The organism is Neomicrococcus lactis (genome assembly GCF_014200305.1).
Lineage (GTDB): Bacteria > Actinomycetota > Actinomycetes > Actinomycetales > Micrococcaceae > Neomicrococcus > Neomicrococcus lactis.
Map to the genome: position 1 here is coordinate 291,238 of NZ_JACHBL010000001.1, position 12,768 is coordinate 304,005.

Consider the following 12,768-nt stretch of genomic DNA (forward strand, 5'->3'; position numbering starts at 1 on the left):
GTACTAGGCCGAACTAGCGCTTGGTCGAGTCCTCGGTGGAGTCGGTGTTGTTTTCCGGCTCCACAATAGGGTGCGCCGAAGTTTCGTCGGAAACGTCCGTCAAGACCACTCCAGGATTTTCGTCCCAGTCGTCTTCGGAAACTTCGGAATCATCGGACTCTTCGTCAGATTCCTCGCTGGAGTTAACGTCTTCTTCGTCGCTATCGCTCGCAGAAGCGTCGGCGCCCTCGTTAGCGGAATCTACTGATTCAACCGATTCGGAAGAATCTGAGGCCTTGGCACCCGGGCGAGCTGCGTCGTCGTCCTCAGAAAGAGGCGACTCCTCGGCAACCGCAGGCGAATGCATTGGCATTTGTGGCTGCTCAATGACGCTAATCGGCTGGCCGCCGAACTCGCGGATGTCCTTGTCCAGGTCCTCGAGCATCTGGTGTGCCTCGGCAATGGCCTCTTCGTCGCCGGAAGCCAGTGAGCGTGACAGCCACTGAGCGAGGGCGAATTCGGCGGCCAAAGCGGCACGGCGGGAAATGTGTGGGTCGGCGTGCTCTCCGCGAGCGGCGACGTAAGCATCCATCACGGCGGTGACAAACGCGGGATCGTCGCTGGCCTGAAGCCACGCGAAATCGTCGGCGGGATCGCCCACGTGAACATCGGTCCAGCCGGAAATCGCCACCACACGTGAATCGTTGATGAGGAAGCTTTCCTCGTGCAGATCACCGTGTACCAAGGTGGGATTGAATCGCCACAGGTTCACGTCTTCCAGCGCGTGCTCCCATCGGCGCAGAAGCGTCACGGGAATCTTGCCGGTCATCGCGGCTTGATCCAGCTCATTTAGGCGGCGCTGACGGAATTCTTCAGCGGTGTAGGCCGGGAAGTCGCCGCGCTCGGCGATCTCGTCCGGAATGTCATGAATTGCCGCAAGAGCCTTGCCAATTTGGATGGCGGTTGCTTCGCCCAAGCGGGACATGCCCTCGAGGTCATAGTTGGCGCCGTGCACGTGGTTGTACACAAAAGAACGCAGTGCGCCCTGGCGAATGGTGCCGGCGACTGACGGAATGAGGAACGGCAACTCGGCGCGGACAGCAGGCGTGAAGGCGTGCAGAACTGTGAGTTCTCGCTCAAGTCGCATGCTCGCTTCTTCGTGCCGTGGTGCACGTACACGCCAGCGCTGCTTGGACTCATCCACGATCATCGCCGAGTCAAAATCCTCGGGTTCATCGGGGATTGAGGCCACGCCGGACGGGGTGAGACCGGGCACGGCGGCAGTTGCAAGGGCCGCGAGTTCCATAGCTGTCCGTTTCACACAGTCCACCGTAGACGTTTTATGGGCCTTGATGCGCGCGCGGGCGGGGTGAGTCGCAGTTACTCACAGTGTTCTGCCACGCAGTGTAAGTGTCGGTGGAGATGGGTACGGTAGAGGGGTGATGGAAAATTTCGCAGAACGTCTGCCCCTTTCTCGCCATGGACTCGACCGCGCGTGCGCGCAACGAGCCGATACCGAATTCCTTCCTACGCTGTTGACGGACCCCGCTACGCGAGTGCTGTGGTTGCACGGTGGCAACGCTCCCGTGCGCCAAGGCCGGTTGCAGTTCGCGAGCTTTGACTCTGTTCAGTACGACGACGCCGCTCAAGAAGGTGCCGAACCGCGCGTTTTGGTGTACTTGGGTAAGTCGAAAGAAGCGCACGTGGTGCTCGCCATTGCGCGGCGCGACGAAGACGTCGAGCGCCTCGGCGAGTTCATATCCGGTGGATCTTCCGTCACACAAGGCGAAAAATTGCAGTGGCTGGGGTTGCGTGATGTTGCCGCGACCCTGTCCGCCGAAGACGCCGGCACGTTCGTTGAAGCTATTGCGATCGCGAACTGGCACTCAGTGCACCAGTTCTGCCCACGCTGTGGTGCCAAGACGGTTGTCAGCCAGAGCGGATGGGTTCGCGAATGCCCTGAGGACAAGTCGCAGCACTTCCCACGTACAGATCCTGCGGTGATCGTGGCCATCACGGATGATCAGGACCGGATTTTGCTTGGTGCCAACGCAGCGTGGGGTGGGAAGCGATTCTCCGTTCTTGCTGGGTTCGTGGAACCAGGTGAATCTCTTGAAGCCGCCGTCGTGCGTGAAATTCAAGAAGAAGCCGGGGTCTTGGTCACGGACGTCACCTATATGGGTTCTCAGCCATGGCCGTTCCCTGCCTCGCTCATGCTGGGCTTCACGGCGAAGGCCACCACCAGCACCGTTCAAGCGGACGGGGAAGAAATCCTGTCCGTGAAATGGTTTAGCCGAGAAGAGCTTGCCGAAGCAGTGGAGAAGGGTGAGATGAACATCCCCGCATCTGTCTCGATTGCGCGAGCACTTATTGATCATTGGTACGGGGGACCGGTACCAGAGCCACGAGTTCTGGAAAACTAGTCCCTTCGTTCACGCCACCATTCCAAAGAAGACGTAGTGACCCTTTCTGTAGATATCACCGAGGAACGTATCCTCGCCGGCCTCGACGATGAACAGCGCGAGGTGGCGAGTAACCTCACTGGCCCCATGTGCGTGCTCGCGGGCGCCGGTACTGGCAAGACGCGCGCCATCACCCACCGCATCGCGCTGGGTGTGCACACGGGCGTCTATGTGCAGCAACAACTCCTCGCCGTGACGTTTACGGCTCGAGCAGCGGGCGAAATGCGGACACGACTTCGCGAGCTTGGTGCTCCGAACGTTCAGGCCCGCACCTTCCACTCGGCGGCTCTTCGGCAGCTGCAGTACTTCTGGCCGCAAGCCATTGGTGGTTCCATTCCGCAGCTCGTGGATCACAAGGCTCCGCATATTGCGGAAGCTGCGCGGCGCTTGAGGCTCACAGCTGACCGGGCACTGATTCGCGACATCGCGTCCGAGATCGAATGGGCCAAGGTCTCCATGCTCACGGCGGATAGCTATGTGAAGGCCGCCGCCGACCGCACGCGAGTGGGAGACCTCGAACCGCAGACGGTCGCTCGACTCTTTGCAATGTATGAGGACGTCAAGAAGGACCGCGTTCTCATTGACTTCGAGGATGTGCTGCTGTTGACGGTGGCCATTCTTGAGGACGATCCGCGGATTCTCGCCGAGATTCACCGTCAGTACCGCCACTTCACCGTGGACGAGTATCAGGACGTTTCGCCGCTCCAAGAGCGGCTGTTGAAGCTCTGGGTGGGCGACCGCAACGAGCTGTGTGTGGTGGGCGACGCGAGCCAGACCATCTACTCTTTCACCGGCGCTACACCGCGCCACCTTTTGGAGTTCCCGAAGACCTATCCGGACGCCAAAGTGGTTCGGTTGATTCGCGATTACCGCTCCACGCCGCAGGTCGTGAATCTCGCCAACAAGCTGCTCGAATCGCGCCGCATTGAGCGGAACATGCCGGATCCCACGGTGCGCTGGCCAGAACCTTTGCACTTGATATCGCAGCGCGAGACCGGCAAGAACGTCGAGTTCAAAGAGTTTGCCGATGACGAGGCGGAGGCCTCGAGCATCGCCAAGCGCATTAAAGAGATGGTGGATGCCGGTCAAGATCCACGCAGCGTCGCCATCCTGTTGCGCACGAACGGACAGACCGAAGCCTACGAACGCGCCCTGAGTTCGGCTGGCCTGAGTTACCAATTGCGCGGCGGTGAGCGCTTCTTCCAGCGCAACGAGATCCGCGAAGCCATGATGCTCCTGCGTGCAGCTTCCAAGACGCGCTCCGGTGAGCCCGCTAGCGGAACCGTGGCAGAACTGCTCATGAGCATCGGTTACTCCGCAAAGTCGCCGGAATCTGGCGGTGCGACGCGTGAGCGTTGGGAATCTCTGTCAGCACTCGTGACTCTTTCCGAGGAGCTGGGCAGCGGCTCTTCCGAAGGACCAGCTGCGTCCTTGGGCCAATTCGTCGCCGAGATGGAAGCGCGTGCCGCCACGCAGCATGCGCCGCAAGTCTCCGGCGTGACGGTCGCCAGCTTGCACTCGGCCAAGGGCCTTGAATGGGACGTCGTCTTCCTCGCAGGACTCAGCGAAGGGCTCTTGCCGATTTCCTTCGCGAAGGATCAGGCCGGTTATGACGAAGAGCGTCGCTTGCTGTACGTGGGCATCACTCGAGCGCGCGACTTCCTGCACTTGAGCTGGTCTCTCGCGCGTACGCCCGGCGGCCGCGCGCACCGCACGCCGTCGCGCTTCTTGGATGGCTTGCGTCCTCAGTCGCTGGGCACCTCTCGCCATTACGACGCCGCTAGCTCACCTCGCGCTGAGCGTTCCGCATCGCGAGCCAAGACTCGCGGTCCTGTGCGTTGCCGTTCGTGCGGCAAGGTGCTGGACACGCCTGCGGAGCGCAAGCTCAAGCGATGCTTGGATTGCCCAGCTACCTATGACGAGGCCATGTTGGAAGCGCTGAAAGCCTGGCGCCTTGAGACGGCTCGGGAAGCTGAAGTTCCTGCTTACGTGGTCTTTACCGATGCAACCTTGATGGCCATCGCCGAAGACCGCCCGAAGGATATGAATGCTTTGGCAGGAATCTCCGGGGTGGGGGAGTCCAAGCTCGAGCGCTTCGGCGAACAAGTGCTAAAAATCGTCAACGAGTATGCCTAAGTGCTCCGAAAACTCAGCGCGTTAGGCAGCGGCGAGGTGGCAAGCACAAGCGAAGTTCGGTGCCAACGATCTTGTGACCAAAGCTCCGGTGTCTAGGTGAAACGTCATCACGGCGCCGACCGTCGCTGGCAAGAGCTGGCCGTCCAACACCATGAGAACGTGTTGAGCGGCCAGACCCGCGATGACCGCGGCGCTCGCAGCATCCGGAATCAGCTGGCCTGGAGGAACAGCGAAGGTCTCGCTGGCTCCTTCTTCGTCTGTGGCTCGACCCAACAAGGGCGACTGCGCGCAATCGAAGCATCCAGGCATGCCGTCCAAGACCATCGGTCCGACGGTGGCCGTGGTGTCTTGGAAAATCACTTGGGTGTGAGGCACCCCGGACATCATCAAGGTCTCGCGAACGCACGGAAGAAGCGCATCTCGCCCCATGGCTACTGCTACCGCGGGTCGCTTTCCAAAATCCGGAAGCTGCGAATCCGGATGGAGTGCGTCCAGAGAGTATTGAGTGATCTTGGTCTTGGGGTATTGGCGGGCCAATCGTTTAGTGAGCTGCGTGGTCTTGGGGAGTCCCAAGTCGGACAACGCAAAGAGCGGGCCACCCAGATCTGGCAGTTCCACCTCGGCGTCGTCGAAGACGTGGAAGTTGCCAACGCCGGCCATCGCGAGTGTGGCGATCAACTGTACGGATGCGCGATCAAGCCCAAAGATGACCACGTGCGCCGAGTGGCGGGCTTCGATGAGCGGGCCCGCATGAACTCCGTACGCGGCAGAGCTGCGCCAGACTTCAGGCTGGAGAATGTTGAACATGGTTCCCGAAATCCTAAACTTAGGGGTTCCCACAATGACGCGCTTCAACTGCGAAAGCAGCCATGAGCGCCGAGGCTCGGGCACATCGCGGCCGGGATAGCCAACGTGCGGGGACTGCTCGGATAAGGAACCAATGAAGGCACGTTCTATGGGTGTGAGGTCGCTGAACAGTACCGATTGCTCCTCGGTGCCTATTGAGAGACGTCCGTCTTCAAAGTCAACAATGCGCAGTCCCGGATTGATTTGCACGTTATCCCCAATTCATCAAACTTCATCAAATAACAACAAGTTTTATGATTCCATCGAATCGTCACAGACCAATCGTTATCCACAGGAGCGCCAATGAGTGCTAAAGAAACCACCATGCATTTGGCCACCGAAACCGGGGTACCCATCAAAGTCATCAAGTCGTCGCGCCGCACTCGGTCGTCGCAAGGGCGCTGGGTCAATGACCACATTGAAATCCGCGTGCCGGCTTATATGAGTCATGAAGCGATCGTCACCGTGGCGCATTCGCTTGCCAACAAGGTGCTGCAGAAGCGAGATGTGAAATACGGTCCGCAGGGTCATGAGGATCTCGCGGAGCGCGCCGACAGGCTGAGCCGCGCCTACTTCAACCATCAAGTGCGCCCTAAGAGCGTGCGATGGGTAACGAACCAAGGTCGCCGCTGGGGCTCAGCGAACTATTCGAAGCAGACCATCAATTTGTCGCATCGATTGTGGGGAATGCCGGACTGGGTGATCGACGCAGTCTTGGTTCACGAGCTCGCCCACTTGATCGCCCCGGACGGTCACGGACCTGCGTTCAAGGCCCGCATCGCTCGTTATCCGCGTACGTCAGAAGCGGACATCTTCTTGCTTGGGTTTAGCCATGGTCGAGCTTTTGCGGAGCGGGAAGCGCAGCTGGGCGGAAATCATCGTCCAGGAGATCCGAACGCCAACGACTTCCCAGGGAATGATCTCGGGCAAATGGCGGGACTCTTCGATGATGATGAAAGAGACGATGGTCTCGACATCGAGGATGTCGAGGCCACTCAAGGGTCATTCGATGATGACTTTGGTCGTCTACGGATGCTCTAACGAGCCAACCGCGCGGTTAGCCCTTCGGGGAATCCTGAGGATTTTCGGGATCTTCAGGATTCTCAGGATCAGCCTTTGGGGCATCATCCTTCGGCGCGTCTTCCGTTGGCGCTTCTTCATCGGTTGGAGCCGATTCGTCATAGCCTCCGGAGAGCAAGCGATCGAGTGCAGCGTCTAGATCTTCATCAGATGCGTTGACGAGGGCACGGCGCGATGAATAGCCCACTGGATCATCGAGGTCTTCGCCGGTAGGCATGAGATCTTCGGCTTCCCACGCAGCGTCACGACCTTCGAGGCCTCGCTCTTCTTTCAAGTGAGCCCAGAACTGCGAAGCTTCGCGAAGGCGGCGCGGACGAAGTTCCAGACCGACGATCGATGCAAAAGCTTGCTCCGCCGGTCCGCCTGACGCACGACGACGACGCATTGTCTCGCGCAAGGCCGCGGCGGAAGGAAGATTGACGGCTGCATCGGCGACAACTTCATCAACCCAGCCCTCGATGAGCGCTAGAGCATTCTCAAGCTTCGCCAAGGCTGCGGTCTGTGCCGGGCTACGGTGTGGCGTGAAGAGGCCTTCGTTGAAGACGTCCTGCATGGATTCAGGCCGAGCTGGATCGAAGTCTCGCATTGCTTCGTCAATGTGGGAGGTATCGATCGTAATGCCACGTGCGTAGTCCTCGATGGCACCGATGACGTGGTCCTTGAGCCACGGAACGGCGCGGTAGAGGCGCATGTGGGCAAGTTCGCGCAGTGCGACGAACAAGAGGATCTCGTTGTCGGGAAGATCTAGACCTTCACCGAAATCAGCGATGTTCGCCGGAATGAGGGCTGGACGATCGCCGGACAAGGGGAGTCCGATGTCCGTGGAGCCGAGTACTTCCTTCGCCAACGCACCAACTGCGGCACCCAGCTGGGAGCCGAACAGTGCGCCGCCGAGAGACTGCATCATTCCGGAGGTGCCACCCATGAGTCCGCGCATCTCTTCAGGAATCTGCTCTTGCAAGGCCGCAGTCATGGCTTGAGAAACCGAAATCGCTACGGGTTCAGTCAGGCGCTTCCACGAGTCCATGGTCTTATCAACCCACTCGGAGCTGGTCAGTGCCTGGGGATCCTGTGGCGTGGGATCGAAGCTCGTCGCTTGCGATAACCACAAATCCGCGAGCTTCGCGGCGTTCTCCACGGCACCCTTCGAATTTGCGGTCAGCGAAGGATCGGCTCCGGCGGTGGCTTCGCGTGCCGACTGCTTCGCCAAGGTCCAGTTGACCGGTCCTGACTCGCCGGAAGCCATGGCCCCGAAGAGTCCCTGGAGCTGGCGGAAAATCGCCTGCATCTGGGCTGGATCTGCGCCTTGACCGGGAGTCAAGCCAAGAGAAGCGGGGTCTAAGCCTGGAGGCATCTGGCCCCCAAACATGCGTTTGAACATCTCCTGCATCGGATCATTGTCGTCAGGATCATTCGGGTTGTTGTTCGGGGGAATTTCTGCCATGCCTCAACGGTACCCGCACGGACTGGCAGTACCCTAGAGACGAGGCACAATCGGAGGAAAACCTTGCCAAGAGCGAACAAAAAGCATCCTGATCCGTTACTGGAATCGGAATTTGGTGCGTCGGATACTCCGTCGTTGCAGGAACAAAAGCCTTCACGAAGCACCCGCTCGAGGTTGCTCTGGATCCCAGCCATGATCGGCGCGGTCGCACTCGTATTGCCTTCCCCATATGTCATTGAGTCTCCCGGTCCAGCCCTCAACACGATTGGCCAGTACCAAGGAAAAGACCTTTTCACCATCGATGGCCACGAAACGTACCCCACTGACGGCAACCTAGACATGACCACCGTCTATGTCGCCGGTGGAACGGACCGGTCAGCAACGACGGCCGAGGTCGTCAATGCGTGGTTGAACCCGCAGGCCGATGTGCAGCCGGAGGACTACGTGTATCCACGCGGTACTTCTCAGGACGCGGTCAACGAAGAGAACGCCACTCAGATGACGGACTCTCAACAGGACTCGATTGCGGCTGCCCTCTCCGCGCTCAAGATTTCTTTTGACCAGGAAATCAAGGTGGGCGGATTTGCTAGCGATCTCAACAAGAGCACCGTCAAGAAAAACGATGTTCTGTTGGCCATCAACAGCGTTCCCATCACCGGCACTGAGCAGTTCCGTCAAGAGCTACAGAAGCGTGGCGATCAACCCAGCGAGCTCACCGTGCGCCGCGATGGCAAGGAAACCAGGGTCACCATCAAGACCCAAGAGTCTCCCGAGAATGGTCGGGTCATGGGCATTTACTTGGGCACCAGCTACACCTTCCCTTTCAAAGTGAACTTCATCCTCGATAACGTGGGCGGCCCCAGCGCCGGCATGATGTTCGCGTTGGGTATCTACGACAAGCTCACGCCCGGCAGCATGACCGGCGGCCAGCACATCGCCGGAACGGGAACTATCGACGCCGGTGGCCACGTGGGTCCTATTGGTGGAATTGCCCAGAAGCTCGTAGGTGCCAAAAACGCGGGCGCAAAGTATTTCTTGGCCCCTGCCGAAAACTGCGAAGACGTGGTGGGCCGCATTCCTGATGGCCTGCAAGTCGTCAAGGTCGCAACCTTGACCGAGTCCATTGCGGCGGTAGAAACCATCGCCAAGGGCGGCGATACCTCCGGCCTCGCTCAGTGCACGGCTCCCTAAACGCTCCAAAACCGCAAGGTAGCGACAACAACAACGCAGGGTGCTGGCAACTAAGCCGGAGTGCGTGAGCCGAGCGGCGGCGTCGTACTTAAAGTGAAACCAAGGGTTTCAAATTGGTATCGATTTTCCACTGCGTTGAGACTTAATGCCCCACGCCACCGCGCAACAAGGCAGAATGGAGTTATCCCCTTTCCACAGTCAGGTGGGGGTGGCCGTATTTTCGACCATGTTGAGGTAACTTGTGAGCTTTGGACCTGATTTTCCAGCCCCCGGAGGCCCGGACGGGCCCCGCCGGCCGGACCGCCCTGCGATGCACGAGGGGAGGGTCGGAACTGGCAAGCCCTCGCCACTGCTGATTACCATCATTGTGGTCGCCCTATTGGTGGCGGCATTTGTTTTCTTTGCAAACTTTTACACGGACATCCTCTGGTATTCACAGCTGGGCTTCGCAGAAGTTTTCTGGACTGAAATCCTGACGAAAGCAGCGATCTTCGTGGTCGGCTTTATCCTCATGGCAGTGCCCGTGTGGTTCAGCCTCCACTCCGCGTACAAGCACCGCCCGGTCTACGCGCCGGACACCACCACGGATAGCTTGTACCGCTACCAACGGCAGCTGGAACCAGTTCGCCGCTTGATGATGATCGGTGTTCCGGTTGCCCTCGGAATCTTCTCCGCCTCCGCGCTTGCTTCGCAGTGGAAGGAAGTGTTGCTCTTTCTGAACCAGGTGGAATTCGGAAAGACTGATCCGGAATTCGGGCTTGACCTGAGCTTCTACATCAACACCCTGCCTGTGCTTTCGCTGGCCGTGGGTTACCTCATCTCCGTGGTGCTGATTGCCGGTATCGCTGGCATTCTCACGCATTACCTCTACGGAGGAGTCCGCGTTGAAGAACGCGGCGGCATCAAGTTCTCTCGCGCCGTCCAGGTGCATGCTGGAATTGCCGCTGCGCTGTTCCTCATCCTGCAGGGCGTGACGTTCTTCTTGGACCGCTACGCGACCCTCACGAACCAGACTGGCCGTGTGGCTGGTGCGCTGTATACGGACGTTCATGCGGTCATTCCAACAAAGACCATCTTGGCGATCGCCGCCATCATCGTGGCAATCCTCTTCATTGTGGGCGCTGCGATGGGCCGCTGGAAGCTGCCAGCCGTTGGCGCGGCCATGATGGTGGTCACCGCGATTGTGGCCGGTGGTTTGTACCCGTACATCGTTCAGGAATACAACGTTCGTCCGTCGGAAAAGACTCTTGAAAAGGAGTACATCGAGCGCAACATCAACATGACGCGCGATGCCTACGGACTGAAGGATGTCCAGATGCAGCCCTACCGCGCTGAAGTGAACACGAAGCAGAACGCGCTCGCGAAGGACTCTGCAACTACCACCAACATTCGTTTGTTGGACCCTAACCTCGTTTCTGACGCCTTCTCGCAGCTGCAGCAGTTCCGCCCGTACTACAGCTTCGCAAGCACCCTCAACGTGGACCGCTACGAAGTTGACGGAAACGTTCAGGACACGGTGATCGCGGTTCGCGAAGTGAGCGTTGACCCGAATGATTCGTGGATCAACCAGCACGTGACCTACACCCACGGCTACGGTGTGGTAGCAGCGTACGGCGCCAAGGTGGGCGAAGGTGGACGACCAGACTTCATGCTTGAAGGCATCCCTTCAACTGGCGTCTTGGGCGATGACAGCACCTACGAACCGCGCATTTACTTCGGCGAATCTTCGCCACGCTACTCCGTTGTCGGTGGGCCAAGCGAAGGCTGGGAACCACGTGAATTGGACCGTCCGCAGGACCAGTCCGATGGCGCCGGAGACGCAAAGACTACCTTCCAGGGTGACGGTGGACCTAAGGTAGGAGACTTCTTCAACCGCTTGGTCTACTCGATCAAGTTCGGTTCTACGGACCTGTTGCTCTCGGGCGATGTGAACTCTGAATCGCAGATTCTTTACGACCGCACTCCTCGTGAGCGCGTCGAGAAGGTCGCCCCGTACTTGACGGTGGATTCCAACGCTTACCCAGCGATCATCGACGGCCGCGTGAAGTGGATCGTTGACGCTTACACCACCAGCAATGAGTACCCGTACTCCCAGTCGCAGCGACTGGACTCGGCAGTTACTGACTCCTTGACGGGTCAGCAGACGGCGGCAGCGCTCTCGGGCCAGGTCAACTACTTGCGCAACTCCGTCAAGGCGACGGTTGATGCGTACGACGGTTCCGTAGACCTATATGCCTGGGAGCCTGATGAGCCGATCTTGAAGGCTTGGCAGAAGGTCTTCCCGACCTCCATCAAGCCGTACTCGGAAATGAGCGCCCAGCTCATGGATCACGTTCGCTACCCGGAGGATCAGTTCAAGGTTCAGCGTGAGCTCTTGAGCCATTACCACGTCACCAACCCGATCGACTTCTACGAATCCAACGATGCGTGGTCTGTTCCGAACGACCCAACGGTTGCCAACGCTAACGTCAAGCAGCCCCCGTACTACTTGTCGCTTCGCATGCCGGATCAGAAGGAAGAAACGTTCTCGTTGACGTCGACCTTCATCCCGGCGTCGGCCGCGAGCGGTGCCCAGCGCAACGTGCTGTATGGCTTCTTGTCTGCTGAGGCGGATGCAGGAACCGGTAAGGCGGGGGAGAAGGCCCCGGGCTACGGAAAGCTGCGCTTGCTCGAATTGCCGCGTTCCACCTCGGTGCCTGGCCCTGGTCAAGCACAGCAGAACTTTGACTCGAACACCACGGTGTCTCGAGAGCTCAACTTGCTCCGTACCGGTGCTTCGACCGTGTTGAACGGTAACTTGCTCTCGCTTCCTGTGGGTGGCGGTATCTTGTACGTCCAGCCGGTCTACGTGAAGTCCACGGGCCAGACGTCCTACCCGACGCTCCGGAAGGTGTTGGTCTCCTTCGGTGACCGTGTTGGCTTCGCCGGCACGTTGTCTGAGGCTCTTGACGATCTCTTCCAGGGATCTTCGGGCGCAGTTACTACCGAGGGTGACGGTACGCCGGGGGATGGCGGGACTACGACGCCGCCAGCTGAAGCGGATGCCGCAACTCGCCTCAAGCAGGCGCTTGCGGAAGCCGACGCAGCTATCAAGGCGGGCCAGACCGCACTGGCGGCTGGGGACTTCGCGAAGTATGGCGAAGAGCAGAAGAAGCTTCAGGCTGCTTTGTCGAAGGCTATTGCTGCTGACGATGAAATCTCCGGTGCTGCGGCAACGCCAAGCGATGCAGCTCAACCATCTGAGTCAGCGCCGGCTAGCGAATCGGCTGCACCGGCAAGCAACGGCTAAGGCCGGCTGACAACAGTCAACGACGAGGGGCGTGGCAGACCAGTAGCAGTACTGGTTCGCCACGCCCCTTCGTTGTCTCCTGTGGTTGTTCCTCCAGCCAGCCTGAAGTGTGATCCCAGCCTCACAGGGCCTATCCGATTTGAATCGGCCTATGAATCCCTGTATAGTTGAACAGGTCGCCGCGGGGTGGAGCAGTTCGGTAGCTCGCCGGGCTCATAACCCGGAGGTCATAGGTTCAAATCCTATCCCCGCAACGAAGAAGGACTCCTGACTAGTGGAAACACGAAGTCAGGGGTCCTTTTGCTTTGCCCACATTCAGGCACGATTGCCGCGTTTTCGGG

Annotated in this window: 8 protein-coding genes and 1 tRNA gene; 6 read left to right on the forward strand and 3 right to left on the reverse strand. The window is 59.2% G+C overall.

The annotated features are described in order from the left end of the window. Window positions 1-13: 13 nt before the first annotated feature. Entirely contained in the window at window positions 14-1,300 is a 1,287-nt protein-coding gene (locus BKA12_RS01490) for a phosphotransferase (protein WP_183640154.1), read from the reverse strand. A gap of 121 nt (window positions 1,301-1,421) precedes the next feature. Here BKA12_RS01490 and nudC point away from each other — a divergent pair, with 121 nt between their 5' ends. Then, window positions 1,422-2,402 (forward strand): NAD(+) diphosphatase, encoded by a 981-nt coding sequence (gene nudC / locus BKA12_RS01495; RefSeq protein WP_183640156.1) that lies wholly within the window; start codon window positions 1,422-1,424, stop codon window positions 2,400-2,402. 36 nt (window positions 2,403-2,438) lie between these two features. Further along, entirely contained in the window at window positions 2,439-4,577 is a 2,139-nt protein-coding gene (locus BKA12_RS01500) for an ATP-dependent DNA helicase UvrD2 (RefSeq protein ID WP_338087389.1), read from the forward strand. 21 nt (window positions 4,578-4,598) lie between these two features. Here BKA12_RS01500 and BKA12_RS01505 read toward each other — a convergent pair whose 3' ends face one another. Beyond that, the gene (locus BKA12_RS01505; RefSeq protein WP_183640157.1) at window positions 4,599-5,633 is read right to left on the reverse strand and encodes a ThiF family adenylyltransferase; all 1,035 of its coding nucleotides are present in this window, start codon (window positions 5,631-5,633) and stop codon (window positions 4,599-4,601) included. A gap of 93 nt (window positions 5,634-5,726) precedes the next feature. Here BKA12_RS01505 and BKA12_RS01510 point away from each other — a divergent pair, with 93 nt between their 5' ends. Beyond that, a complete protein-coding gene (locus BKA12_RS01510) occupies window positions 5,727-6,464 on the forward strand; it encodes a M48 metallopeptidase family protein (protein WP_221228033.1) in 738 nt (245 codons plus the stop codon). A gap of 16 nt (window positions 6,465-6,480) precedes the next feature. On the opposite strand, the gene BKA12_RS01515 is transcribed toward BKA12_RS01510, so the two are convergent. Next, window positions 6,481-7,947 carry a zinc-dependent metalloprotease gene (locus BKA12_RS01515; RefSeq protein WP_183640159.1) on the reverse strand — a complete coding sequence of 489 codons (1,467 nt, stop codon included), beginning with the start codon at window positions 7,945-7,947 and terminating at the stop codon, window positions 6,481-6,483. A 63-nt stretch (window positions 7,948-8,010) separates the two neighbouring features. Between BKA12_RS01515 and BKA12_RS01520 the strand changes: the two genes are divergently transcribed. From BKA12_RS01520 to BKA12_RS01530, 3 genes are all read left to right on the forward strand, one after another. After that, a complete protein-coding gene (locus tag BKA12_RS01520; protein ID WP_183640160.1) occupies window positions 8,011-9,138 on the forward strand; it encodes a YlbL family protein in 1,128 nt (375 codons plus the stop codon). A gap of 310 nt (window positions 9,139-9,448) precedes the next feature. Then, window positions 9,449-12,427 carry a UPF0182 family membrane protein gene (locus BKA12_RS01525; protein WP_183644380.1) on the forward strand — a complete coding sequence of 993 codons (2,979 nt, stop codon included), beginning with the start codon at window positions 9,449-9,451 and terminating at the stop codon, window positions 12,425-12,427. 180 nt (window positions 12,428-12,607) lie between these two features. Beyond that, a tRNA-Met gene (locus BKA12_RS01530) sits at window positions 12,608-12,681 on the forward strand. Window positions 12,682-12,768: the final 87 nt, after the last annotated feature.

What these genes read in the sequence shown, in the direction of transcription:
- BKA12_RS01510 (WP_221228033.1), top strand. Translation starts at nt 5,727, where the DNA reads ATGAGTGCTAAAGAAACCACCATGCATTTGGCCACCGAAACCGGGGTA.
- nudC (WP_183640156.1), top strand. Translation starts at nt 1,422, where the DNA reads ATGGAAAATTTCGCAGAACGTCTGCCCCTTTCTCGCCATGGACTCGAC.
- BKA12_RS01515 (WP_183640159.1), bottom strand. Translation starts at nt 7,947, where the DNA reads ATGGCAGAAATTCCCCCGAACAACAACCCGAATGATCCTGACGACAAT.
- BKA12_RS01525 (WP_183644380.1), top strand. Translation starts at nt 9,449, where the DNA reads ATGCACGAGGGGAGGGTCGGAACTGGCAAGCCCTCGCCACTGCTGATT.